Origin of the sequence: Streptomyces odontomachi (genome assembly GCF_024435355.1) — a bacterium.
GTDB lineage: Bacteria > Actinomycetota > Actinomycetes > Streptomycetales > Streptomycetaceae > Streptomyces > Streptomyces odontomachi.
The window spans coordinates 1-23,795 of the sequence record NZ_JAMJWG010000049.1; the positions used below are offsets into that span (position 1 = coordinate 1).

Consider the following 23,795-nt stretch of genomic DNA (forward strand, 5'->3'; position numbering starts at 1 on the left):
CGCTACGGGGGCCGTAGACCTCGGCGTGGGCGTCGATGGTCTGCTGGTCGGGCCAGGCGGGGGCGGGCCCGGACGCGGCGGCCTTTCGCACCCACTCCGGGCCGATGAGGTAGTCGGTGTGCGGCTCCCAGTAGGTCAGGTGCAGATACCAGTCGTCCTCGTCGGCGTGGCGGCGGATCCAGTCCAGGGCGACCGCGTTGATCTCGTGCGCCTGCTCGTCGTTGATCTCGCCGGTGGCGCGGACGGCCTCGCGGAAGTTGCCGTGGAAGTAGTACGCCCGGTGGCGCTCCGCGAACATCGACACCATGGCGGTGTACCAGCCGTGGTCCTGGAGACGCTGGCCGAGCAGCGGCCGGTCGCGGTCGGGTCGGTGCCCGGAGTCGAGGCGGAAGCGGGCGGCCTCCCCGAAGTGCCCGATGACGCCGTTGGTGATGCCGAACTGCCCGCTGGTCAGGGCGGTACGCGAGGGCATGCAGGGGGAGTCGGAGCAGTAGTAGCGATCGAAGACCACGCCACGGTCGGCCAGCCGTTGCAGGTTGGGTGTGGTGGGGCGGTGGTAGCCGTACGGCTGGGTGTGATCGGCGCGCAGGGTGTCGACGTCGACGTAGATGATGCGCATGGGGTCCTCCGGTTTGGCGCGGTGGGGTCAGCGGGCGGCGGCGGGTGCCGCGAGTTCCACCGGCGCGAACCGGGGGTCGGCGGTGTACGGGATGACGTCCGCGGTCTCCACCTGCCAGCGCAACAGGGCCTGCTCGAGACGCCGCTCGGTCGCGGCGTACTCCGGCCGGCCGGCGAGGTTGCGGGTCTCGTGCGGGTCCTCGGCGCGGTGGTACAGCTCCGGGGGCTCGTAGAGCCGCCACACGTACGTCCAGTCGCGGTCCCGCACGGCCACGGCCTTCCCGACCAGGCGGGGCTGCTCGTGCTGGAGGCCGCCCTTGAGGTCGTAGGGGAACGGCGGCCGCTCCATCTGCGGCTCCTCCTCCTCGGTGAACCCGCCCTCGGTGAAGGCGTATCGGCGGTGCTCTGCACCGGGGTCGTGCAGGACGGGGACGAGGCTGCGGCCGAAGTGGCGGTGCCGGGCGGGCACGTCGGCCAGCTCCAGGACGGTGGGCAGCACGTCGACCAGCTCCACCATGCCGGCGTGGCGCCCCCCACCGGGCAGGCCGCCGCCGCTGATGATCAGCGGGTCGCGGGTGATGCACGGCTCCATGGCGGACGGCCACTTCTCGATCAGCCCGTGGTCGCCGAGGTATTCGCCGTGGTCGGCGAAGAACACGCTGACCGTGCGGTCGGCCGCGCCCGAGTCGTGCAGGGCGGCCTGGATCCGCCCGACGTGGTCGTCGAGCCGGGTGACCATGCCGTGGTAGACGGCGGAGATCTCCCGCCACATGTCGGGGCTCAGCCGATCGAGGCCGTAACTGCGCCGGATCGCCTCCCGGAAGCCGGGCTCCGCGCCTTCGGTGGCGGAGGCGGGCAGCGGGTCCGGCATGCCCTCGCGGTCGTGCAGGGAGAAGTACGGCTCCTCGGCGCGGAACGGGCAGTGCGGATAGAACAGCGGTACGTACAGGACCCACGGCTCGCTCGGCGGCGAGGCCAGCCACCGCTCGGCGGTCCGCACCGCCGCCTCGTCGTGGTCGATCAGCCCGTCGCTCTCCAGCTTCCCGCGGTAGAAGGCCCGCGCCCAGGTGTCCGAGGGGAAGCTCTTCGCGAACGACGGCCGGGTCGGCTCCTCGGCGAAGCCGTACTCGTCCGCGCTCAGTTCGGTGACGCCCGGCGCGAAGGTGTCGCCGCGGGTGCCCGCCAGGGTGATGTGGTAGCCGGCGTCCTTGAGGGTGCGCAGCAGGTTCGGCTCGTCGGGCTGTAGCAGATGGGTGAGCGTGCGGTGGCCGCGTACGTGCGGGTACCAGCCGGTCAGGAACGACGCCCGGCTCGGCGAGCAGACCGGGTGCTGCACATAGGCCTGCTCGAAGACCGTGCCGTCGGCGGCGAGGGCGTCGAGGTGCGGGGTGCGGGCGCGGTCGTTGCCGAAGCAGCCCAGCGCGTCGGCGCGCAGTTGGTCCGGGACGACGATGACGAAGTTGGGGCGCTCGGTGGCGCCGGTGGCGGGTGCGGTCATGGCTGGCGGACCTCCGCGGTCAGGGGGGTGTCGTCGGCGGCGGTGCCGGCGTGTACGAGGAAGGCGCCGGGTTCGTGGGCCCAGGCCCCGGCGCCGGTGTCCCAGTGGGCGAAGGCCCGGGCCGGCAGTTCCACGGCGACCTCGGTCGACGCGCCGGGGCCGAGGTGTACGGGTGCGAAGCCGGCCAGCCAGCGGACGGGGCGGTCGAGGGCGCTGGTGGGCCTGGACAGGTAGATCTGGACGACCTGCTTGCCCGTCCTGGAGCCGGTGTTGGTGACCCGTACGGTCACGGTCAGAGCGTGGCCCGGGTCGACGGCGGACGGCACGGCGAGGTCCGCCAGCCGCCAGGTGGTGTAGCCGAGGCCGTGGCCGAACGCGTACGCGGGCCTGCGGCCGGCACGCAACCAGGCCCGGTGGCCGATGTGCAGGCCCTCCTCATAGGGCAGCTTTCCGTCCACCGGCCGGGTGGACAGCACCGGGACGTCCTCCTCGGCGGCGGGCCAGGTGGTCGGCAGCCGCCCGCCCGGCTCGCGCACGCCCAGCAGGACGTCGGCCAGCGCGCTCCCGAAGTCCTGGCCCGGGAACCAGGTCAGCAGGACGGCGGCGACCTCGTCGTGCCAGGGCATCAGCACCGGGCTGCCGGCGTTGACGACCACGACCGTGCGCGGGTTGGCGGCGGCCACGGCGCGGACCAGGTCGTCCTGGCGGCCGGGCAGCGCAAGGGTGGTGCGGTCGCGGCCCTCGGTCTCCGCCCGGCTGGTGGTGCCGACGACCACCACGGCGACGTCGGCGTCGCGTGCCCGCTCGGCGGCCCGGGCGATCTCCGCGTCCGGGTCGGTGACGACGGGCAGCAGGCCGAAGGTGATCACGAGGGACTCGGTGCGGCCGGTCCCGGTCCGCGAGTGCAGGTCGTGGACCACCTTCAGCTCGATGTCCCGCCCGGCCTCGAGCCGTACGGGTGTCGAGGTGCTGGGCGGCACGAACAGGCCCGCGCCCATGACGTCGCCGCCGGTGCGGAAGTCGACGTCCAGGAGCTCCTCGCCGTCGGCGTACAGGGTGGTGTGGCCGGCGCAGGCGATGCCCAGCTCCGCCGGGCCGCTCTCCTCGGGGCGGTGCCGGGTGGTCAGCTCCAGGGTCCGGGCGCCGGGCGGAGGGCTGCCGAACCACACCAGGTCGGTGGCCAGCCGGTCCTCGGCGAACACCTCGTCGCCGTCCGCGTCGAGGAACCGGGCCCGCACCCCGGGGCCGCCGGTGACCGGGTTGGTGAGGGTGTGCGGCGGAAGCGGCGCCGGTGCGTCGGAGACGACCGTGCCGACGTCGTAGTGGACCTCCGCTGAAGGGAGTGCCGCTCGCAGGCCGCCGAGCGGCGTGGTGAGGAAGGTGGGGACGACGGTCGCGCTGCCGCCGCCCTGGGCGCGCGGGGTGCGGGCGGCCTGGCCGCTGACCGCGACGGATCCGATGCCGCCGGCGGACCAGGGCAACTCGCCGCGCTCGTTGCGCAGCAGGACCATGCCGGAGGCCGCCGCCTCGCAGGCGAAGTCCTCGGGCGCCCGTGGGGGTTCGTCCCGGACCGGGTGCCCTGCCAGCGCGCCCACCCGGGAGGCCAGCCGCAGCAGCCGCACCACCTTCTCGTCGATCGCCGCCTCGCCGACCCGGCCTTCGCGCACGGCGGCGACCAGCAGCTCACCCCACGGTCCGGCCGGGCCGGGCATCGCGAGGTCCTGCCGGGCGGCGGCGCTGGCCTCGGTGGAACGCACCGCCGTCCAGTCCGACACCACCACCCCGTCGAAGCCCCACTCGGTGCACAGCGGGCGCCGGAGCAGGTCGTGCTCGCTCATGGTCGTGCCGTTGACGGAGTTGTACGCGGACATCACCCCCCATGCGCCGGACTCGGTGACCGCCGTCTCGAACGGTGCGAGGTAGACCTCGCGCAGCGTCCGTTCGTCGATGCGGGCGTCCACGGTGAGCCGGTCGGTCTCGGAGTCGTTGGCCACGTAGTGCTTGGGCACGGCCGCCACGCCGTGGTCCTGGAGGCCGTGGACGTAGCCTGCGGCGAGGGCACCGGAGAGCAGCGGGTCCTCCGAGAAGCATTCGAAGTGCCGGCCGCCCAGCGGGCTGCGGTGCAGGTTGACGGTGGGCCCGAGAGCGACGTGCACCCCCTTGGCCCGAGCCTCGGCCGCCATCGCCTGCCCGAACCGGTAGGCGAGGTCGCGGTCCCAGGCGGCGGCCAGGCAGCTCCCGGAGGGCAGGTTGAGGGAGGGTTCACGCTCGTCCCAGTGCTCGCCGCGTACCCCGGACGGGCCGTCGGACAGCAGCATCGACTCAAGACCGACGGCGGGTTCCGCGGCGGTGCGCCAGAAGGCTCCGCCGGTGAGCAGGCGGACCTTGCGGTCCAGGGGGAGCGAGGCGACCAGTTTCGCCGCCGTGTCGTCGTCGAGGGGGGAGTCGGAGGGAGGAGAGCCGGCGCTCTGCCGCGTCATGGTGGTCCTTGTCGTTCGTCGTTGTGCGAAAGGGAGTGGCGGGCGCCCGGCTACGGCACGGCGCCGGCCGCCGTCAGCTCCCCGGGGAAGTGGCATGCGGCGCCGTGCCCTCTCACGCCGTCGACCGTGAGCTCCGGTGACTTCTCCGCGCAGATCGTGCGGTCGGGACGGGCCAGCGGGCCGATGGGACAGCGGGTGCGGAACCGGCAGCCGGACATGGGGTATCCCCTGCTCGAAGAGCTTGGGGAGGGGTCCTTCGGGCTGGGCGGATCGCCCCGCAGCACGATGCGCTCGCGCTCGGCGCCGACCTCGGGGACGGGCGAGGAGGACAGCAGCGAGACGGTGTAGGGGTGCTGGGGGTCGGCGTAGAGCTGTTCGGCGGGGCCGGTCTCGATGATCCGGCCGAGATACATCACCGCCACCCGGTCGCTGATGTGCCGGACCACGGCCAGGTCGTGGGCGATGAACAGGTAGCCGAGGCCCAGCCGGTCGCGCAGATCGGCGAGGAGGTTCATGATCTGCGCCTGGATGGACACGTCGAGGGCGGAGACCGGTTCGTCCAGCACCAGGCACTCCGGCTCGACGGCGAGCGCGCGTGCGATGCCGATGCGCTGGCGCTGGCCGCCGGAGAAGGCGTGCGGCAGCCGGTCGAGGTGCCGCTCGGACAGGCCGACGGTGCGCAGCAGCTCCAGCGCGCGTGCCGGTCGTTCGGCCGCGGGCACGCCGCGTACTTCCAGCGCCTCGTCGAGGACCTGGCGCACCGTGCGCCGCGGGTTGAGCGACGCGTACGGATCCTGGAAGACGTACTGCAGGCCGCGGCGTACCCCGGCGGCTTCGCGGCGGGACAGGGCGGCGAGGTCCCGGCCGTGCAGGCGCACGCTGCCGGCGTCCGGCCGGTGGATGCCCACCAGGGTCCGGGCGAGAGTGGACTTCCCGCAGCCGGACTCGCCGACCAGACCCACCGTCTCACCGGCACGGACGGTGAGGCTGACGCCGTCCACCGCGTACACCGCGCTGGCCGGGCGCCGACCGCCGAGGTTCACGCGCAGGTCCGCGACCTCCAGGATGGGTTCGCCGATGGCCGCGCGCTTCGCCGCCCGCGCGTCGGCGGCGGGCTGCTCCGCCACAGCCGTGTCCGTGCGCCCCTCCGGAGGCGCCGTCACCCAGCACGCGGCCTCGTGCGTCGGGTCGGCGGGCAGCCGCTCCAAGGTCGGTACGGTGCCAGTGCAGCGGTCCTCGGCGAGAGCGCAGCGGGGCTGGAAGGCGCAGCCGGCGGGCAGGTGAGCGGGGTCGGGTGGTTGGCCGGGGATGGCGTAGAGACGCTCGCCGGGCGCGGCCTGCGGGGCGTCCAGGCGGGGCGTCGCGCGCAGCAGGGCCCGGGTGTACGGGTGCGTCGGCGCGGCGAAGACGGTGGCGGCCGTACCGGTCTCCACGATCCGGCCGCCGTACATCACCGCCACCTCGTCGCAGAGTTCGGCGACGACGCCCATGTCGTGCGTGATCATCAGTACGGCCACGCCGGTGCGGTCCCGCAGCTCGGCCAGCAGCCGCAGGATCTGCGCCTGGATGGTGACGTCCAGTGCGGTGGTGGGCTCGTCGGCGATCAGCAGGTCGGGCTCGCGGGCCAGCGCCATGGCGATGACCACCCGCTGGCGCATGCCGCCGGAGAACTGGTGCGGATACTGGCCCGCGCGCCGCCGCGCGTCCGGGATGCCCACCATGTCGAGGAGTTCCACGGCTCGGCTGCGGGCCTCGCCGCCCGGCGTACCGTGCACGATCAGGGCCTCGGCGACCTGGCGGCCGACCGGCAGCACGGGATTCAGCGACGCCTGCGGGTCCTGGAAGACCATGGCGATCCGGTCGCCGCGCACGGCCCGCATCTCCCGCTCCGGCAGCGCCAGCAGGTCGGTGCCGTCGAAGCGCACGGTGCCGGTCACCTGCCCGGCGGCGGGCACCATCCGCATCAGCGTGCGGGCGGTCACGGACTTGCCGGAGCCGGACTCGCCGACCAGGCCGGTGATGCGGCCGCGGCTCAGGCGGAGCGACACGCCGTGTACCGCGGTGACAGGACCGGCGGAGGTGTCGAACCGCACCCGGACGTCGGTCGCGTCGAGCAGGACGCCGAGGCCCTCGTCACCGTCCGCACTCGGCTTGATGTCGCTGTCGGTCGTGTCAACGGTCATATCCGGTCACCGCCTCGTTGAGCGCGTCGGAGAGCAGGCTGAAGGCCAGTGCCAGCATCAGCAGGATCAGGGTCGGGCCGAGGACGTAGACGGGAGCCAGGGACAGGAAGCGGACACCGGTGTTGAGCAGGGTGCCCAGGGACGGCTGCGGTGGCTGGATGCCGAGGCCGACCAGGGACAGGCCGGTCTCCAGGAAGACGGCCAAGACCATGGCGATGGCCGTGTGCACGATGATCGGGTCGACGGAGTTGGGCAGGATGTGCCGCACGAGCACGCGCCACCGGGGCACGCCCAGCACCCGGGCGGCCAGCACGTACTCCCGCTGCTCCTGGGCGAGCAGGGCGGCCCGGGCGAGCCGGCCGTAGCCGGGCAGCAGCACGATCCCGATGGTGATCAGCAGCGCGGACTGCCCGGGCGTCATGATCAGCGCGATGACGATGCCGAGCACCAGGCCGGGGAAGCCGAGAATGATGTCGAAGACGCGCTGGAGGAACATCCCGAGCGCCCGTGACAGCCCGCCGGCGATGCCCAGCAGCGTGCCGACGGCCATGGCGATCGGCACCCCGGCGAACAGCAGCAGCAGATCGGCACGAAGCCCGTACAGGGTCCGTACGAAGATGTCGCGGCCCAGCTCGTCGGTGCCGAACAGGTGCGCCCACGACGGTGGGGCGAAGGTGGTGGCCGACTGCTGGTCGTAGCCGCCGCTGAAGACCGGCACCAGGAGCGCGGCCAGCACCAGCAGACCGAGCAGGCCGAGCCCGACGGCGCCGCGCGGGCGGCGCGCCGCACCCAGGTAGCGCCGCCAGCCCTCGGCGGGCGCGGGAGGCGGTGGGGCCGCCGCTGCGGCGGTCGCCGGGGCGGTGTCCGTGCTCGTACTCATCGCGAGCCCTCCAGCCGGATCCGGGGGTCGAGGAGGGAGAGACCGACCTCGGTGAGCAGTTGCAGCAGCACGGCGACGGTCACCGCAAGGAGCACCAGTGCCTGGATGACCAGGTAGTCGCGGTGCCCGGAGCTCGACACGGCAAGGGAACCCAGGCCGTTGCGGGCGAAGACCGCCTCGACGACGATGGCGCCGCCCAGCAGTTCGCCCAGCCGCATGCCGAGCGAGACGAGGGCGGTGGCCAGCGAGTTGCGCAGCACGTGCCGCAGCGTGATGCGCCGTGGCGACGCGCCCTTGGCCACGGCCGTCTGTACGTACTCCTCGGTGTAGGCCTGGCGCATGGCGGACTGGATCAGTCGTGCCAGGGACGCGGCCTGCGGCAGAGCCAGGGCGAGCGCGGGCAGCAGCAGGTACTGCACGCCGATCTCGGGGTCGGCCAGCAGGGAGACCTCACCGCTGACGGGCAGGATCTGCCAGGCGACGCCCAGCAGCAGGGCCAGCAGCAGGCCGGTCAGGAAGGCCGGCGTGGCCAGCAGCACCGTGCAGGTGACATCCAGCAGGGAGCGGGCCCACGGCCGCCGGCTCGATCCGGCGGCCACGCCGAGCGCGACACCGATCACGATCATCAGGAGGGCGGCGGCCAGGGCGAGTTGCACCGTACTGCCGAACCGATCGGCGAGCAGCGTGGTCACCGGCCGTCCCGTGGTGTAGGAGGTGCCGAAGTCACCGTGCAGTACCCCGATCGACCAGTGCCAGTACTGGACGATCAGGGGACGGTCCAGGCCAAGACCCTTGTGGACGGCGGCGATCTGCTCGGCGGTGGCGTCCGGGCCTGCCACGGCGGCGGCCGGGTCGCCGGGGGCCAGCCGGGGCAGGACGAAGGCCAGCACGGAGGTGGCGAAGAGCACCAGGACCGCCGACGGTATGCGGCGTATCAGGAATCCGGTCATCGGGATCACACCAGATATGCGTTGTCGAGGCGGAAGCAGCCGAGGAAGTTCAGGTCGACCCCGCGGGCTCGCTTGGAGCGGACGATGGCCGCCTGCGTGTTCACCACGGACTGGCTGAAGGCCTGTTCCTGCATGTACGCGCCGAGGGCCCGCACCGCGGCCTTGCGCTCACCGCTGCGCGCGGTCGCCGCCCGGTCGGCGGCGGCGGTGTACGTGGGGGTGCGGAAGTGCGAGGAGTTGTGGGCGGGGCCGAAGGCCGGGTGCGTGCCCACGAGGGTGGCCGCCGACAGGTCGGCGATGCCGTAGCCGTTGATGAACATGTGGCTGAGCTGCCCCGCGGCCTGCCGGCTGGAGAACTCGCCGGCGTCGATGACCCGCGTGCGCACCTTCAGCCCGGCCGCGGCCAGGTCGTAGCGGACGATCTGGGCGACGCCCTGGGCGGCCTGGATCGAGATGACGTCGATCGTCACCGACGCGCCCCTGGCCCCCGCCTGCTCGATCATCCGGCGGGCGCGGGCCGGGTCGTAGGGGTAGGCGTCGGACTGGGCCTTGCTCCAGCCCGGTTCCTTGGCGCTCCACCACAGGCTGCTGGCGCGGCCGTACCCGGCGAAGACCTGGTTGAGGACGCGCTCGCGGTCGATGGCGTAGCCGACGGCGCGGCGCACCTCGGGCTTGTCGAAGGGGTGGGCGCGCACGTCCATGCTGACGGCGTAGTCGACCGCGCTGCCGTGGTCGATGACGTACCGGTCGTCCTGGGACAGTCCCTTGGCGTCGAGGGGGGCGGCGCCGTAGGCCAGGTCAGCCCGCCCGCTGCGTACGGCGGTGGCCAGCGCGGTGGGGTCGGTGATGACGGGCAGATCGATCCGGTCCAGGTAGGGCCGACCCGCGGTGCGGTGGTGCGAGTTGCGTACGAGGGTGAGCTGCGAGCCGGGGTTCCAGGACCGCCAGGCGAACGGGCCGGTGCCGACCACGTCCTTGCCGTCGGCCAGCCCGGCCACGCTCTCCTTGTCGATGATCGAGGTCAGCTCGAACATGTCGAAGAGGTTGCTCGCCGGCTGGGCCAGCCGGATGCGCAGTGCGTGGTCGCCGTCGGCGGCCATGTCGGTGATGTGCGCGCTGACGGAACGGGCCTGGGTGGCCGCCGCCGGGTCCATCGTCCGCTTCAGCGAGAAGACGACGTCCTCGGCGGTCATGGGCCGGCCGGTGTGGAAGCGGACGTCGTCGCGCAGACGCAGCGTCACGGTGCGGCCGCCGTCGCCGATCGTCCAGTCGGTGGCCAGCAGCGGGCGGGGGGTGCGGTTCGCGTCGTACTCGGTGAGGGTCTCGAAGACCAGGCGGCGCCAGACGACCGACTGAGCCTGGTGGGCCTGGGCCGCCGAGGGCATGGCGTCGAGGTTCATCGCCAGGGTGAGCGTCCCGCCCCGGCGGGCGCCGCCCACGGCAGCGCCACGGGCCTCGTTCACCGCGAGCCGGCACCCGCTCAGCGTGGTGAGCCCGGCGATACCGGCAAGTCCTCGAAGGGTGGTACGCCGGGACACAGGCCCGGCTCTGCGATCGGCTGTCATGGCTTTTCCGCCTCTCCTACGCCGTGGTTGGCGTCGCCGCCCGGATCACCGGGCGGCGCGGAGAGCACTGTAGGCACAACAAACCAATCATGTGAATGGTTTGTTGCCCGGTCTTTGCCCGACTTGCTCGTCTACGTCAGGCCGCGCAGGTAGTCCTCGAGGAATCGGGCGAAGGCCCGCGGCATGTCGACGGACTCGGGGTCCAGCAGCCACTGCATCTGGAGGCCGTCCATCACCGCGATGATCGTGATGGCCGCCTGCTCCACGTCCGTGTCGCCGTGGATCTCCCCGTCGTCCAAAGCGGCGCGTAGGTACCCCGCCACCCGCCCCCGAACGTCCGTGTAGCGGTCGGTGAAGTACTGCCGCGCCGGGTGGTCCGACCCCACGGACTCGCCGGCCAGCACCGTGTACAGCCGTACCAGGCCGGCCTGTCGGGTGTTGAGTTCCACCATGTCCACCAGCCGGCGGATCGCGGTCAGCCCCGTCTCCTGCCCGTAGCGCTGGTTGAACGCGTAGAGCTCGACGTCGCGCAGCCGCAGTACCTCGGCGAGTAGCTCGTCCTTCGACCGGAAGTAGTGCAGCAGTCCCGCCTGGCTCAGCCCCACGGCCTCCGCTATCTCCCGCATCGAGGTGGCCCGGAACCCCTGCTCGGCGAAGGTGTTCAGGGCGGTGCGCAGGATCTCCTGGCGCCGGGCCCGGCCCTTGGCGTAACCCCGGCCGGAGCCCTTGCCGCCCTCCTCGGGGCGGGCTGACTGATCAGGTCGCATGGCGGACACCGTAGCCGGACCGCAGGGAAGGCCTTGACGGTGCAACGTCAGGCTACCTATGTTCAAGTGCACATATGTGTCACTGCGCATAGGAGTGCCGGTGAAGTTGGAACACGTCCTGCTGCGGCTGCTCGCAGCCCGCCCCTACAGCGGCTACGACCTGCGCAAATGGCTGTCCGCCGACGGGCAGTTCGTGAGCTCGGACATCCACCACAGCCAGGTCTACCGGACCCTCGCCCGCATGCAGGAGCGCGGCTGGGTCGCCTTCCGTGTCGACGCCCGCGAGCGCCGCCCGGACGCCAAGGTCTACCGGCTGACCGACGAGGGCCAGGCCGCGCTGCTGGCCTGGATCCGCTCTCCGTACGAGCCCACCAGCCGCTTCTCCGATCCGGACTTCACCAACCGCTTCCTGATCACCGTGGCCCTGGACCGGCAGGCGGCCGTCCGCCTGGTGACCACCGAACTGGACTACCGCCTGCGGCAGATCGCCACGCAACGCGACCGGGACCGCACGGTCGTCTTCGACGACCCCGTGCCCGGCCTCGACCCCGTACGCCGTCAGTGGGCCGCCGACCTCGTCCACCAGTGGGGCTCCGCCTCCGTGGACCGCTGGGTGGCCTGGCTACAGGACGTGTTGCGGCGGTTGAACGACGACGACAAGACTTCCGTCCCACCCCCGGAGACCGCATGAAAGCCATCATGGTGATGTTCGACAGCCTCAACCGGCGGATGCTGCCGCCGTACGGGGCCGACTGGACGCACGCCCCCAACTTCGCGCGACTGGCCGAGCGCACCGCGGTCTTCGACAACGCCTACGCCGGCTCGATGCCCTGCATGCCGGCCCGGCGCGAGATACACACCGGACGCCACAACTTCCTGCACCGCGCCTGGGGCCCGCTGGAGCCGTTCGACGACTCGGTGCCCGAGATCCTGGCCCGGCACGGCGTGTACACCCACCTCGCCAGCGACCACCCGCACTACTGGGAGGACGGCGGCGCCACCTACCACGGCCGCTACCGGACCTGGGAGTTCTTCCGTGGCCAGGAGGGCGACCCGTGGAAGGGGCAGGTCGCCGACCCCGAGATCCCGGACGATCTGAAGGAGGTACGCCGTCCCAGCTACCGCCAGGACTGGGTCAACCGGCAGCACATGGCCACGGAGGACCGACACCCGCAGACCCTCACCTTCGACGCCGGCATCGAGTTCGTCCGCACCAACGCCGCCGAGGACGACTGGTTCGTCCAGGTGGAGACGTTCGACCCGCACGAGCCGTTCTTCTCCCACGAGCGCTTCAAGGACCTCTACCCGCACGACTACGAAGGACCGCACTTCGACTGGCCCGACTACAAGCGGGTGACCGAGACCGCGGGCGAGGCCGCGCACGCCCGCTACGAGTACGCGGCCCTGCTGTCGATGTGCGACCACTCCCTGGGCCGCGTACTCGACCTGATGGACGAGCTGGACCTGTGGTCCGACACCATGCTCATCGTCAACACCGACCACGGCCTGTTCCTCGGCGAGAAGGACTGGTGGGGCAAGGCCGTGCTCCCCTGGTACAACGAGCTGGTCCACCTGCCGCTGTTCGTCTGGGACCCGCGCGTGGGCACCGCGGGGGAACGCCGCTCCAGCCTCGTGCAGACCATCGACCTGGGCCCCACCCTGCTGGAGTACTTCGGGGTGGAGCGCCCCGCCGACATGCAGGGCAGGCCGCTGCGCGGGGTCCTGGCGGACGACACCCCGATCCGCGAGGCCGGCCTGTTCGGCATCTTCGGCGGCCACGTCAACGTCACCGACGGTCGGTACGTCTACATGCGCGCCTGCGCCGACGAGAGCAACACCCCGATGTACGAACACACCCTGATGCCCACCCGCATGCGCGGCCGGTTCACCCCCGGAGAACTGGCCGGCGCCACGCTCGCCGAGCCCTTCCCCTTCACCAAGGGCGTCCCCACCCTCCGTGTCCCCGGCCGCTCCCGGCTCAACCCCTGGGCCTTCGGCACCCTGCTGTTCGATCTCGCGACGGATCCGGAACAGACCGAACCCCTGACGGACGACGAGGCGGAGCTGCGCATGGCGGGTCTGCTCGTCGAGCTGATGCGCGCCACCGACGCCCCTGACGATCAGTACGAGCGCCTCGGACTGCCCCGGCACGGCGAGGTGACCGTGGAACACCTACTGGTGCGCGCCCAGCAGGACCGTGCCCAGGCGGCGCTTCGTCCGCTGCCTCCGGTCGAAAGCTTCCCGGACAGCCGGCTGTCGGTGCGTACCCCCGTCCATGTCCTGCTCGCCGAGCCGGCCGCCGCCGACATCCTCGATCGCCACATCCCGGGCGTCACCGACTCGGAGAACCTCCAGTTCATGGAGACCATCTCGCTCATCGGCCTGGCCGCGCTGCCGGTCGCACAGATCACCGTCGAGCAGCTGCATGCTATCGCCGGCGACCTGGCAACCCTGGAGGTGCCCGCATGACCGACTCGCGGCCCAACCTGCTCGTCATCATGGCCGACCAGCTGCGTCATGACTGGCTGGGGTGCGCCGGCACGGCGGGCGTGCGCACACCCCACATCGACGCCCTGGCCGCCCGCGGCACGCGCTTCACCCACACCGTGACCAACGCCGCGATCTGCGTGCCCGCACGCATGGCCCTGGCCACCGGCCTGGCCCCGGAGCGCACCGGCGCGCTGGACAACACCGCGGTGCTCGATGACGCGGTCACGTACTACCAGCGGCTGCGCGACCACGACTACCGCGTCGGCGTCATCGGCAAGCTCGACCTCGCCAAGTCGTCCCCGGACAACGGCCGCAACGGCGACCGGCCGGCCGTGTTCCGCTGGGGATTCACCCACCCGCTCGAGGCCGAGGGCAAGATGCACGCCGGCCGCAGCCGCCGCCCGCTGGGTCCCTACGGGCACTGGCTCGAAGAGCACGGCCTGTACGAGAGGTTCGCCGAGGACTACATCACGAGGTTCCGAGGCATGCGCGGCCGGGGCCCGGTCCACGGAAGCGGCAAGCCGCCGTCCCCCTACGGCAGGAGCGCCGACCTCTACCGCGATTCCGTCCTGCCCGCCGACGCCTTCGAGGACGGGTGGTTGGGACAGCGCGCGGTCGAGTGGATCCGCGAGGTGCCCGCCGACTACCCGTGGCACCTCTTCGTCAGTTTCGTCGGCCCCCACGATCCGTACGACCCGCCCGCCGAGTGGGCAGACCGGTTCTGCGAGGCCGACCTGCCCGCGGCGATCCCGGGCGGTACACCCGGGAAGCCGGAGTACGCCTCACCCGCCAGGTGGTCCCTGGACGACGACGAGGTCATGACGGCCCGCCGCCAGTACACGGCGTCCCTCGCCCTCATCGACGACCAGATCGGCCGCATCGTGGCCGCGCTGGAGGATCGCGGCCTGGCCGAGAACACCGTGATCGCCTTCACTGCGGACCACGGCGAGATGCTCGGCGACCACGGCCTGTTCCAGAAGAGCGTCCCCTACGAGGCAGCCATGCGCGTCCCGCTCATCCTCACCGGACCGGGCGTCGAGCCGGGGGTGAGCGACGCGCTCGTGGAGCTGGCCGACCTCAATCCCACCCTCTGCGAGCTGGCCGGGCTGCCACCGCAGCCCGACATCGACGCGCGCAGCCTCACGCCTCTCCTCGCCGGGGACCGGTCGCCGTCCCCTCGCAGGGTCGCCGTCTGCTCGGAGCGGCACTACCTTGCGATCCGTTCCGCGACACACAAGTACGTCGACACCGCGCCCGGCCGGGAACGGGGTGCCGGAACCGGTCTGAACGAGCTCTACGACCTGGTGGCCGACCCCGAGGAACGGTGCAACCTCTTCCTGGACGACCCGGAGGAGGCGGCCCGTCTCCGGGACGACCTGGTCGCGCTCGCACGGGACGAGGGGCACTGCCTGAGCCGGCTCTGACCACATCGCCCTTCGAGGAAGACGGACCCATGTCGCCGAACCCGACCGACACGCACAGCTGCTGTGCCCCCGCCCGCACCACGCCGGTGGCGCAGGCGAGCCCCGTACCGCTGACGAACACCGGGCCGTCGGCACCTGCTCCGGAAGCGGTGAGCGCGCTCCTCCTGCAGCCCGGCGGCAGTTTCCGCATGGGCAACGACGACGATGCCGCGATCCCCGGTGACGGAGAAGGCCCGGTACGCGAGGTCACGCTCGCCCCGTTCCGCATCTCCGCCACTGCGGTCACGGTCGCGGAATTCGCCGCGTTCGTGGACGCCACCGGTTACCGCACCGAAGCGGAACGCTTCGGCTGGAGTTACGTCTTCGCCGGTTTCCTCCCCGGCCCCCTGCGCAAGCAGTCCCCGCGCCCCGAGGCCACCCCGTGGTGGTGCGCGGTGCGCGGGGCCTTCTGGAACGCACCGGAAGGCCCGGGCGGCTCCACGGCCGACCGCAGGGACCACCCCGCCGTGCACATCTCCTGGAACGACGCGGTCGCCTACTGCGGCTGGGCCGGTGTGCGGCTGCCCACCGAGGCCGAATGGGAGTACGCCGCCCGCGGCGGGCTGGACGGCCGCCGCTATCCCTGGGGTGACGAGCTCGCTCCGGACGGCGAGTTCCGACTGAACATCTGGCGCGGCCGCTTCCCCACCCGCAACACCGCCGAGGACGGCTACCGCTCCACCGCTCCCGTCACCGCCTTCCCGCCCAACGGGCACGGCCTGTACAACACCTGCGGCAACGTCTGGGAGTGGTGCGCCGACTGGTGGCACACCGCACACGACGCCCGCCCGCACACCGACCCCACCGGCCCGGCGACCGGCTCGGCCAAGGTGATGCGGGGCGGCTCCCACATGTGCCACGACTCCTACTGCTACCGCTACCGAGTCGCGGCCCGCACCTCGAATCCACCCGACACCGGCGCGGGCAACCTCGGCTTCAGAGTGGCAGCCGACGCTTGAGGGATCCAAGGGCACCGGATGGCCCTCTTATGTCACTCGGTAAGCCGTGTAGCGCACTCGGTCGGTATGGCGGATCGCGGATGCGACGAAGAGGGAGTGTTGGAGGGCGGCGAGCCGGGGTGCGGACGTCTCCAGGTGTACTCCGAGGCGGAAGTAGTACTGCGTGGGGTCTACGGGTTCGCCCCGTAGCAGCGCCTGGAGGACCTCGGGCGGGCCACTGCGTACCCCGAAGGTGCGTAGGTAGAGGTACTCGTCGGCTGCCGTGCGTGCGGTGTAGCGGGTGTCGATGTCGATGGCACCGTCGGGGCGGAGTAGTTGCCAGTCGGCGCCTCCGGGCATGATCTCCGCCTCGAACAGGCCGTGTACGTGCCCGCCGACGATCGGCACGATGCGGCGGTGGCCCGCCCTGGTGGTGCCGTGGTCTTCAAGGCGGCCGAGCCGGGCTTCGACCTCGAAGGCCGGCTCGAGCCCCGGGGTGGGCGGTGTCGTGGTCATGAGGCCCACACCGGCAGGTCGATCCGGGAGGCGCGGGCGGTGTCGTGGGAGATTTCCTGCTCGGCGCGGACGGTGGCCGTGGCCGTGCCGGCGGGTTCGCCGGTGCCCGGGTTGCGGGCGTAACGCGGATGTGCGCCCGAGCTGACCTGGATGCCGATGCGGTGACCGGCCGCAAACCGGTGGAAGGTCGGCCACAGCGGCACGTCCACCTCGGCGAAGCCGTCTCCGTCGGGTGGTGGGTCGGTTGGTGCGGTGCCGATGCTTCCGATGCGGCGGATGCCGTCGCAGACGGTCATGGAACGGCCGTCGGGGTGCACGTCGCAGATGCGGACGAACACGTCGGCGCTGGGAGCGGAGGAACGGAACCGGATCCGGGCGACCGGCTCGCCGGCGATGACGACGCCGTCCTCCAGCGGGACGCTGCGGAAGACGGTGACGTCGGCGCGGCGTTCGTGGGCGGCGTTGTCGACCGGCATCGAGTCCGGGTCCAGGCTGGGGCCGCCGACAGCGGGTGTGGGACGGTCGGGATCGTAGGTGTAGCGGGTGACACCACCGTCCGGGGCGGCCGGGTCGAGCAGGCCGGACGCGTGCAGGTGCCAGGACCCCACTGCGGTGCCGGGCGGTGGCCACGCGGGCAGGTCGTGCCACTGCCGGGCACCGGTGAGGAAGGCACGCACGGGCGCGACGCGGCTGCCCGGTACGCCGGCGAAGTGCTCCTTGAGGAACGCGACGGACTCGACGAAGGACGGGCTTCCACCGCCGGTGATGTGGTTCCACGGGCCGACCGTCAGACGCGGCGGCCGGCCGGCGGCTACGAGCTGGGCGTAGTTGCGCAGCTGCCAGGGCAGGAAGATGTCGTACCAGCCGGTGCTCATGTAGATCGGGGCGGTGACGTCGGGCACCGAGGCGGTGTGCGACTGCTGCGTCCAGTACTCGTCGGTGAGTCGCTCGTGGCTGAGCCAGTCCTGGTACCAGCTGATCGGCCGCCCGGCGGCGGCGGTGTCGCCGGCGCCCAGGGGGAGCACGTCGAAGGCTCTGTCCAGCTTTCGGTCGGGCAGCGGAACGACACCCAGCAACGACACCAGGCCGCGGCGGCGGTCCATCAGGTCCATCGACCGCGACCAGCCGAGCGCGTTGCGCAGCGAAAAGGCTCCGTTGTCCCAGGTGATCGCGCCGAAGTCGGGCATCGTGTTGATCAGGCAGAGCGCGTCCGGTGCATGGTCGGGATCCTCACGCTGCATGCGCCCGGCCACCGCCCACTGGGCGTATCCCAGGTAGCTCGGTCCGTATGTCGCGACCGAGCCGGTGAACCACGGTTGCCGCCGCACCCAACGGTGGGTGGCCATGCCGTCCCGTTGCTCGTCGAGCTGGGGTATGAACGTTCCGCCTGATCCCCAGGTGCCGCGGCAGCTCTGGACCACGACGGGGAACCCCTCGCGGGCGAGCGCCGGCGCCTGGGTGAGGGAGCGGTGGCGGCCGTACGGTGAGCGGATGACGACGGTGGGCAGTGGCGGGGTCACCTCGCCGCTCGGCGTGTAGAGGTCGGCGATCAGTTCGACGCCATCGTCCATGGGCACGCGCAGGTCGCGTCGCACCGTGAAGTCGTAGGGGCCTGGGGCGACTCCTTGGAGTTGCCTGGTCTGTAGCCAGCGGGACAGCGATCGGCGGATCCCGGTCATCGTGTGTCTTTCGATTCAGGCGCGGAGTGGCTGGCCAGCCGCTGCGCGGCGATGGCGTCACGCAGGCGTTCCAGCGTCGGCAGCGCGGCGGCCAGCGCCCGACGGTCTGCGGCGGGCAGGGTCGCGGCCGCGTCGGCGACCAGTGCGGCACCGGCGCGGTCGAAGCGTTCGAACAGGTCCAGCGCCTTCGCGGAGACGCAGACCTGAACCTGGCGGCGGTCGTCGGTGTGCGGGGTGCGGGCGACCAGACCGGCGGATTCCATGGCGCGCAGCAGGTTGCTGACCGTGGAGCGGCTCAGGTCCAGCCGCTCGGCGAGCTCGCCGGGGGTCGCGGCGGTGCCTCGCGGCAGGGCTCGGATGATCTCGATCTGTGCGTCGGGGATCTCCGGCAGGTGCTCGGCGCTGCGCGCCGCGGCCAGCAGCGTACGCCGCAGCGGCGAGATGACGGCGGCCAGCCGGGCGGGGTCGAAGTCACTCATCGGCCGGCGCTCGGTGGGGTCAGGGACGGTCGGTTGTTGAGCGCGTCCGGGTGGAAGCCGGCCGCCCGCTTGTACGAGGCGGCGATGTCAGCCAGCTCGCCCGGCGAGAAGACCTCGCCGATGTCGCCGAAGCCGCGCGGCGCCCGCTCGTGGGCCAACACCATGACGCGCTCGGGGCCGTGCCGGCGGTTGCTGTGCACGAGTGCGGTGGTGGCCGTGCGGCGTTCGGCCTCATAGCGGGCGAGGGCCTGCTCCACGGTCGGCGCGGTGGCCAGGTGCAGCGCCAGCGTTCGCGCATCCAGGATCGCCTGGGACGCACCGTTGGACCCGTTGGGGTACATGGGGTGGGCGGCGTCGCCGAGCAGCGTGGAGCGGCCGAACGTCCACTGGTCGATCGGGTCCCGGTCGACCATCGGGTATTCCAGGATCTCCTCCGCGGCCGCGATGACGGCGGGCACGTCGAGCCAGTCGAAGCGCCAGTCACGGAACAGCTCGACGACCGGAGCGGGGTCGACGGCCCGGTTCCAGTCGGCGTTCGCACCGTCCCTGGCGTCCCCACGCTGCTCGGCGATGAAGTTGACCCGCGCATGCCCTGCCGCGTCGGGCGGGCCGACGGGGTAGACGACGAACTTCTGCTGGTCGTCACCCGCCATGATCATGGTGGTTCCGTCCAGGTAGGCAGGTACGCGTGCGGTGCCTCGCCACAAGGTCACGCCGTTCCAGCGCGGCCGGCCCTCGTGCGGATGGTGCTGGTGACGCAGGGCCGAGTGGATGCCGTCCGCACCCACCACCACGTCGGCCTCGACACGGACCACGCCGGCGTCGGTGTCGAAGCAGGCGACGTCGGAATCAGCGCCGTGCTCGACCGCGACGAGCTGGTGCCCCGTCAGGACCGCCTCGGGACCCAGCCTGTCGCGCACCGCTTCCAGCAGCATCCACTGGAGCCGGCCTCGGTACACCGACAACTGTGGCCACCGGTAGCCGGCCTGCAAGCCGCGCGGCTCGCTCCAGATCCGCTGCCCGTACCGGTTGAAGTAGGCCAGCGTGCCGGGAGCCACCCCCAGCTCGGTGATCCGATCGGTCAGGCCCAACTCCATCAGCTCGCGCACGGCGTGCGGGAGCAGGTTGATGCCCACTCCCAGTGGCCGCAGGTCGGCGACCCGCTCGAACACGCGCACAGCACGGCACCCGGCCTGATGCAGGCTCAGGGCCGCGGTGAGCCCGCCGATGCCGGCACCGATGATCACGGTCGACATCTGAACCCTCCCTCGGTCGGTCAATTAGTTTTGAAACAAAATCACCTGTAGTCAAGGGGGTTCACCCGTTCCCTCCGCTGTCGCACAGCGGGAGACTCTGGCGGCCCGGCTACTGCAAGGCCTCGGGAGAACGTGCAACACCGACCGCGGCCGGGCGGCCACGACGGGTGGAAGTGTCGAAATGTTTTGGTGGCCAACCCTGCCAAATCGTTCGCAAGTTTCGATGAATTTTCGAGAATGATTCATTGACTGCCGCTTTGCGTCAAGCGCATACTCTCGTGCGACCGACCCCCGCAACGGAGACGACTCCGTACGGTCACACCCATCCGCCTTGCACGTGCACACGTGCACGCCCGCAGCCGGAAAGAGCGGAGTGCAGTGATCGTCGTGAATTCGCACGCGTACCTGACCCTCACCTGTTGCCACGGTCGGCCTGACGCCTGAACGCCCAGATCAGCGTGCGTACGAGTCTCTTGGCACCCAACAGAACATTACTTTGCGCAAATGTTTGCACCCTTTGCGTCTATGACGTCAGACCAGGGAGTTCCCATGATGACGAGACACACACGCAGCGCGACAGCCGTCGCGATCGGCTTGGGCATCGCACTCGCTGCCACCGGATGCGCCGGCAACGGCGACGCCGACGGCGGTTCGTCCGGCGGCAAGGTCACCGTGACCTTCTGGGAGAACGCGACGACCGGGCCCGGTGTGCAGCACTGGAAGGACGCTGCCAAGGCGTACCACGCGCTGCACCCGAACGTCACGATCAAGCTCCAGTCGATCCAGAACGAGGACTTCGACGGCAAGTTGCAGACCGCGCTGAATTCGAGCTCGGCGCCGGACGTCTTCATGCAGCGCGGTGGCGGCAAGATGCGGGCCATGGTCGAGGCCGGTCAGATCCAGGAGCTTGACCTGACCGACGCCGACAAGGCGAAGGCGGGCGCGGCGGCTCTCGCGAGCAACACGATCGACGGCAAGGTCTACGCGGTACCGACCGACACGCAGCCCGAGGGCATTTTCTACAGCAAGGACCTGTTCGACAAGGCCGGCATCACCTCGACGCCGACGACGATGGACGAGCTCGAGGCCGCCATCGAGAAGCTGAAGGCGATCAAGGTCGCGCCGATCGCGGTCGGTGCCAAGGACGCCTGGCCGGCTGCGCACTGGTACTACAACTTCGTCCTGCGCGAGTGCAGCCAGGACGCCATGACGACGGCTGGCAAGTCGCTCAAGTTCGACGACCCTTGCTGGAACAAGGCAGGCGACGACCTGGCTGCGTTCCTGAAGGTCAACCCCTTCCAGAAGGGCTTCCTGACGACTTCCGCGCAGCAGGGCGCCGGGTCGTCCGCGGGCATGCTCGCCAACCACAAGGCAGGCATGGAGCTCATGGGTAACTGGGACCCCGGTGTCATCGCCAGCCTGACCCCGAACCAGAAGCAGCTGCCTGACCTGGGCTGGTTCCCCTTCCCCGCCGTGGCCGGCGGCAAGGGCGACCCGACCGCCATCATGGGCGGCAGCGGCGGCTACTCGCTGTCCAAGAACGCACCGAAGGAAGCCCTCGGCTTCGTCGAGTTCCTGCTGACCGCGGACCAGCAGAAGGACTACGCCAAGGCCTTCAACTCGATCCCGGTGAACAAGGAGGCGCAGTCGGTCGTCACCGACTCCTACAACGTGTCGGCTCTGAAGGCCTTCAACAAGGCCTCCTACACCATGCAGTTCCTCGACACCGAGTACGGCCAGAACGTCGGCAACGCCATGAACACCTCCGTCGTGAACCTGTTGGCCGGCAAGGGCACCGCCGCCGACATCGTCAAGGACACCAACGCCGCCGCCGCGAAGGGCTGAGTAGGTCGACCATGAGCAACACCCTGGGTACTGACGCGGCCTCCGGCCGCCAGTCGCAGGGCACGCCCGGAGTCGGGGGCGCGGCCGGGCCCGCTTCCCCGACTCCGCCGCGAGCGGCTGCGCGCCGCCGCGGCCGTGCCAGGATGCGACTCGAGATCGCGGTCATGTCCGCACCGGCGATCATCATGTTCCTGTCGTTCGTGATCTTCCCGGTGGCGCTCGCCGCGTACTACGGCTTCTACCGGTGGCACGGCTACGGGGCGCCCACCGACTGGGTCGGTCTGAACAACTACAAGCTGATCCTCACCGACCCCGCGTTCCAGCAGGTGCTGTGGCACAACGGCATGATCCTGGTGCTCTCCCTGGTCATCCAGGGCCCGCTGGCGATCGTCCTCGCGCTCCTGCTCAACCAGAAGATCCGCGGCCGCTCGATCATCCGCGTCCTGATCTTCGTGCCCTACATCATCTCCGAGGTCATCGTCGGCACCGGCTGGAGCCTGATGCTCACGAGCACCGGTGCCGTCAACGACCTGCTCCAGCATGTCGGCCTGGGCTTCCTCCAAGCCGACTGGCTCTCCAACCCGAAGCTGGCCATCTGGACGCTGATGGGCATCATCTCGTGGAAGTACGTCGGCTTCGCGGTGATTCTGATGCTCGCCGGCCTCCAGTCGATCCCCGAGGAGCTGTTCGAGGCCGCCGAGATCGACGGCGCCTCCTACTGGCAGATCCAGCGTCGCATCACGCTGCCGCTGCTGGGACCGACGATCCGCATCTGGGCGTTCCTGTCGATCATCGGCTCGCTGCAACTGTTCGATCTCGTCTACATCATCTGGGGCCAGTACGTCTCGGGCACCGCGGGCACCTCGACCATGGCGATCTACATGCTCGCCCAGGGCCGCAACGCGGGCAACTACGGCTACGGCAGCGCCATCGCGGTCGTGATGTTCCTGATCTCGCTCATCGTCGCCTTGATCTACCAGCGCTTCGTCCTGCGCCGCGATCTCCAGGGCGCCGTCACCGAAGGAGCCGCCTGATGAGCGCGACGACCGCCAACTCCTGGTCTTCCACCGTGGATCCGAGCGCGCCCGGCGGCCGTCGCGGCCCTCGTGACAGGCCGCAGAAGTGGGGGAATCCCGTCACCTACTTCATCGCGCTGCTCTTCATCGCGGTCTGCATCGCGCCGGTGCTCTACATCGTGGTCGGCGGATTCCGCACCAACTCGCAGATCACCACGAGCCCGGCCGCCCTGCCGCACCCCTGGGTCTTCAGCAACTACCTCAACGTCCTGAAGTCGACGACGTTCTGGGGGGAGTTCGCCAACTCCCTCGTCGTCGGGCTCGCCAGCACCATCGGCATCGTCGTCCTCGGCCTGATGGTGAGCTTCGTGATCGCCCGCTACGACTTCAAGCTCAAGGGCGCGATGTACTCCCTGTTCGCCGCCGGCCTGATGTTCCCGATGGTCATCGCGATCACCCCGCTGTACATCGTCATCAAGAACATCGGCCTCGTCGACAACCTGCTCGGCATCATCGTCCCGCAGATCGCCTTCGGCCTGCCCACGACCGTCATCATCCTGGTGCCGTTCCTCAGGGCCATTCCCAACGAGATCGAGGAGGCCTGCGCGATCGACGGTGTGAGCCGGCTCGGATTCTTCTTCCGCATGGTGGTGCCGCTGTCGCTGCCCGGTGTGGTGACCGTCGGCATCCTCGCGTTCATCGGCAGCTGGAACAACTACGTCCTGCCCCTGTACATCCTCAACTCCCAGGCGAACTTCACGCTGCCGCTGGGCGTCCAGGCGTTCTCCTCGCAGTACTCCACGGACACCGCGAAGGTGCTCGCGTTCACCTCACTCGCCATGCTGCCCGCACTGATCTTCTTCTCGCTCTTCGAGAAGCGGATCGTCGGCGGTCTCACCGGCGCCGTGAAGGGCTGAAACCGGCACCGGGATCCGTACCGGACCGTCACACGCCTGCCCCTGCCGGAGGTACGGCAGGGGCAGGCGGCGCCACGTCACGATCACCGTGGATCGGTCAGGTCAGTGCTGGAGGGTGAGGACGCCGGGCCGCCAGGGCAGGTTGTTGTAGTCGCCGCCCGCGTTGGGGTCCTTGCCCTGGTAGAGGAATTGCAGGTTGCAGGGGTCGACGGTCATGGTCTGGTCGGGGTTGTTGCGGACCAGGTCGCCGTGGCT

At 70.8% G+C, this 23,795-nt stretch carries 20 protein-coding genes; 7 read left to right on the forward strand and 13 right to left on the reverse strand.

Going from position 1 to position 23,795, the window contains the following annotated elements:
- The 8 genes from NQO67_RS42515 to NQO67_RS42550 all read right to left on the reverse strand — a co-directional run.
- The coding region (locus NQO67_RS42515; RefSeq protein ID WP_255955998.1) for a sulfatase-like hydrolase/transferase at positions 1–619 on the reverse strand (619 nt) is incomplete at its 3' end.
- A gap of 27 nt (positions 620–646) precedes the next feature.
- Positions 647–2,116: a sulfatase family protein gene (locus NQO67_RS42520; protein ID WP_255955999.1), complete on the reverse strand. Its 1,470-nt coding sequence runs from the start codon at positions 2,114–2,116 to the stop codon at positions 647–649.
- Complete coding sequence (locus NQO67_RS42525; RefSeq protein WP_255956000.1) at positions 2,113–4,596, reverse strand: beta-glucosidase H; 2,484 nt, start codon at positions 4,594–4,596, stop codon at positions 2,113–2,115. The genes NQO67_RS42520 and NQO67_RS42525 overlap by 4 nt, the downstream gene beginning before the upstream one ends.
- Positions 4,597–4,646: 50 nt before the next feature.
- Entirely contained in the window at positions 4,647–6,779 is a 2,133-nt protein-coding gene (locus NQO67_RS42530; RefSeq protein ID WP_255956001.1) for an ABC transporter ATP-binding protein, read from the reverse strand.
- Complete coding sequence (locus NQO67_RS42535; protein WP_255956002.1) at positions 6,769–7,659, reverse strand: ABC transporter permease; 891 nt, start codon at positions 7,657–7,659, stop codon at positions 6,769–6,771. Before NQO67_RS42535 ends, NQO67_RS42530 begins: the two co-directional genes overlap by 11 nt.
- Positions 7,656–8,609 (reverse strand): ABC transporter permease, encoded by a 954-nt coding sequence (locus tag NQO67_RS42540; RefSeq protein ID WP_255956003.1) that lies wholly within the window; start codon positions 8,607–8,609, stop codon positions 7,656–7,658. Before NQO67_RS42540 ends, NQO67_RS42535 begins: the two co-directional genes overlap by 4 nt.
- Before the next feature lie 5 nt (positions 8,610–8,614).
- A complete protein-coding gene (locus NQO67_RS42545; RefSeq protein ID WP_255956004.1) occupies positions 8,615–10,147 on the reverse strand; it encodes an ABC transporter substrate-binding protein in 1,533 nt (510 codons plus the stop codon).
- A gap of 158 nt (positions 10,148–10,305) precedes the next feature.
- Positions 10,306–10,941 carry a TetR/AcrR family transcriptional regulator gene (locus tag NQO67_RS42550; RefSeq protein WP_255956005.1) on the reverse strand — a complete coding sequence of 212 codons (636 nt, stop codon included), beginning with the start codon at positions 10,939–10,941 and terminating at the stop codon, positions 10,306–10,308.
- 100 nt (positions 10,942–11,041) lie between these two features.
- Between NQO67_RS42550 and NQO67_RS42555 the strand changes: the two genes are divergently transcribed.
- Genes NQO67_RS42555 through NQO67_RS42570 form a run of 4 tightly spaced genes read left to right on the forward strand, consistent with a single transcriptional unit; the run spans position 11,042 to position 15,853 of the window.
- Positions 11,042–11,632 carry a PadR family transcriptional regulator gene (locus NQO67_RS42555; protein ID WP_255956006.1) on the forward strand — a complete coding sequence of 197 codons (591 nt, stop codon included), beginning with the start codon at positions 11,042–11,044 and terminating at the stop codon, positions 11,630–11,632.
- Positions 11,629–13,410 carry a sulfatase gene (locus NQO67_RS42560; RefSeq protein ID WP_255956007.1) on the forward strand — a complete coding sequence of 594 codons (1,782 nt, stop codon included), beginning with the start codon at positions 11,629–11,631 and terminating at the stop codon, positions 13,408–13,410. Before NQO67_RS42555 ends, NQO67_RS42560 begins: the two co-directional genes overlap by 4 nt.
- Positions 13,407–14,855 carry a sulfatase family protein gene (locus NQO67_RS42565; RefSeq protein ID WP_255956008.1) on the forward strand — a complete coding sequence of 483 codons (1,449 nt, stop codon included), beginning with the start codon at positions 13,407–13,409 and terminating at the stop codon, positions 14,853–14,855. Before NQO67_RS42560 ends, NQO67_RS42565 begins: the two co-directional genes overlap by 4 nt.
- 29 nt (positions 14,856–14,884) lie before the next feature.
- The gene (locus NQO67_RS42570; RefSeq protein ID WP_255956009.1) at positions 14,885–15,853 is read left to right on the forward strand and encodes a formylglycine-generating enzyme family protein; all 969 of its coding nucleotides are present in this window, start codon (positions 14,885–14,887) and stop codon (positions 15,851–15,853) included.
- A gap of 27 nt (positions 15,854–15,880) precedes the next feature.
- Here the strand turns inward: NQO67_RS42570 and NQO67_RS42575 are convergent, their stop codons facing one another.
- The 4 genes from NQO67_RS42575 to NQO67_RS42590 are packed head-to-tail and all read right to left on the reverse strand — an operon-like array spanning position 15,881 to position 19,762.
- Complete coding sequence (locus NQO67_RS42575) at positions 15,881–16,348, reverse strand: DUF3237 domain-containing protein (RefSeq protein WP_255956011.1); 468 nt, start codon at positions 16,346–16,348, stop codon at positions 15,881–15,883.
- Positions 16,345–18,027, reverse strand: a complete 1,683-nt coding sequence (locus NQO67_RS42580) for a CocE/NonD family hydrolase (protein ID WP_255956012.1) — start codon at positions 18,025–18,027, stop codon at positions 16,345–16,347. Before NQO67_RS42580 ends, NQO67_RS42575 begins: the two co-directional genes overlap by 4 nt.
- Positions 18,024–18,506, reverse strand: coding sequence for a MarR family winged helix-turn-helix transcriptional regulator (locus NQO67_RS42585; protein WP_255956013.1), 483 nt, complete (start codon positions 18,504–18,506; stop codon positions 18,024–18,026). Before NQO67_RS42585 ends, NQO67_RS42580 begins: the two co-directional genes overlap by 4 nt.
- The gene (locus NQO67_RS42590; protein WP_255956014.1) at positions 18,503–19,762 is read right to left on the reverse strand and encodes a flavin-dependent oxidoreductase; all 1,260 of its coding nucleotides are present in this window, start codon (positions 19,760–19,762) and stop codon (positions 18,503–18,505) included. Before NQO67_RS42590 ends, NQO67_RS42585 begins: the two co-directional genes overlap by 4 nt.
- Before the next feature lie 552 nt (positions 19,763–20,314).
- Here NQO67_RS42590 and NQO67_RS42595 point away from each other — a divergent pair.
- The 3 genes from NQO67_RS42595 (at position 20,315) to NQO67_RS42605 (ending at position 23,540) form a co-directional block, all read left to right on the forward strand.
- On the forward strand, positions 20,315–21,607 hold the full coding sequence (locus NQO67_RS42595) for an ABC transporter substrate-binding protein (RefSeq protein WP_255956015.1): 1,293 nt from the start codon (positions 20,315–20,317) through the stop codon (positions 21,605–21,607).
- Between the two features lie 143 nt (positions 21,608–21,750).
- Positions 21,751–22,641 (forward strand): carbohydrate ABC transporter permease, encoded by an 891-nt coding sequence (locus NQO67_RS42600; protein WP_255956016.1) that lies wholly within the window; start codon positions 21,751–21,753, stop codon positions 22,639–22,641.
- Complete coding sequence (locus NQO67_RS42605) at positions 22,641–23,540, forward strand: carbohydrate ABC transporter permease (RefSeq protein ID WP_255956017.1); 900 nt, start codon at positions 22,641–22,643, stop codon at positions 23,538–23,540. The genes NQO67_RS42600 and NQO67_RS42605 overlap by 1 nt, the downstream gene beginning before the upstream one ends.
- A gap of 102 nt (positions 23,541–23,642) precedes the next feature.
- On the opposite strand, the gene NQO67_RS42610 is transcribed toward NQO67_RS42605, so the two are convergent.
- A partial coding sequence (locus tag NQO67_RS42610; protein WP_255956018.1) for a non-reducing end alpha-L-arabinofuranosidase family hydrolase occupies positions 23,643–23,795 on the reverse strand: 153 nt, incomplete at its 5' end.

Excerpts from the sequence above, each read along its gene's own strand:
- NQO67_RS42530 (WP_255956001.1), bottom strand. The coding sequence starts at position 6,779 with ATGACCGTTGACACGACCGACAGCGACATCAAGCCGAGTGCGGACGGT.
- NQO67_RS42605 (WP_255956017.1), top strand. The coding sequence starts at position 22,641 with ATGAGCGCGACGACCGCCAACTCCTGGTCTTCCACCGTGGATCCGAGC.
- NQO67_RS42565 (WP_255956008.1), top strand. The coding sequence starts at position 13,407 with ATGACCGACTCGCGGCCCAACCTGCTCGTCATCATGGCCGACCAGCTG.
- NQO67_RS42540 (WP_255956003.1), bottom strand. The coding sequence starts at position 8,609 with ATGACCGGATTCCTGATACGCCGCATACCGTCGGCGGTCCTGGTGCTC.
- NQO67_RS42520 (WP_255955999.1), bottom strand. The coding sequence starts at position 2,116 with ATGACCGCACCCGCCACCGGCGCCACCGAGCGCCCCAACTTCGTCATC.
- NQO67_RS42585 (WP_255956013.1), bottom strand. The coding sequence starts at position 18,506 with ATGAGTGACTTCGACCCCGCCCGGCTGGCCGCCGTCATCTCGCCGCTG.
- NQO67_RS42590 (WP_255956014.1), bottom strand. The coding sequence starts at position 19,762 with ATGTCGACCGTGATCATCGGTGCCGGCATCGGCGGGCTCACCGCGGCC.
- NQO67_RS42600 (WP_255956016.1), top strand. The coding sequence starts at position 21,751 with ATGCGACTCGAGATCGCGGTCATGTCCGCACCGGCGATCATCATGTTC.
- NQO67_RS42535 (WP_255956002.1), bottom strand. The coding sequence starts at position 7,659 with ATGAGTACGAGCACGGACACCGCCCCGGCGACCGCCGCAGCGGCGGCC.
- NQO67_RS42570 (WP_255956009.1), top strand. The coding sequence starts at position 14,885 with ATGTCGCCGAACCCGACCGACACGCACAGCTGCTGTGCCCCCGCCCGC.
- NQO67_RS42580 (WP_255956012.1), bottom strand. The coding sequence starts at position 18,027 with ATGACCGGGATCCGCCGATCGCTGTCCCGCTGGCTACAGACCAGGCAA.
- NQO67_RS42595 (WP_255956015.1), top strand. The coding sequence starts at position 20,315 with ATGACGAGACACACACGCAGCGCGACAGCCGTCGCGATCGGCTTGGGC.
- NQO67_RS42560 (WP_255956007.1), top strand. The coding sequence starts at position 11,629 with ATGAAAGCCATCATGGTGATGTTCGACAGCCTCAACCGGCGGATGCTG.
- NQO67_RS42550 (WP_255956005.1), bottom strand. The coding sequence starts at position 10,941 with ATGCGACCTGATCAGTCAGCCCGCCCCGAGGAGGGCGGCAAGGGCTCC.
- NQO67_RS42575 (WP_255956011.1), bottom strand. The coding sequence starts at position 16,348 with ATGACCACGACACCGCCCACCCCGGGGCTCGAGCCGGCCTTCGAGGTC.
- NQO67_RS42525 (WP_255956000.1), bottom strand. The coding sequence starts at position 4,596 with ATGACGCGGCAGAGCGCCGGCTCTCCTCCCTCCGACTCCCCCCTCGAC.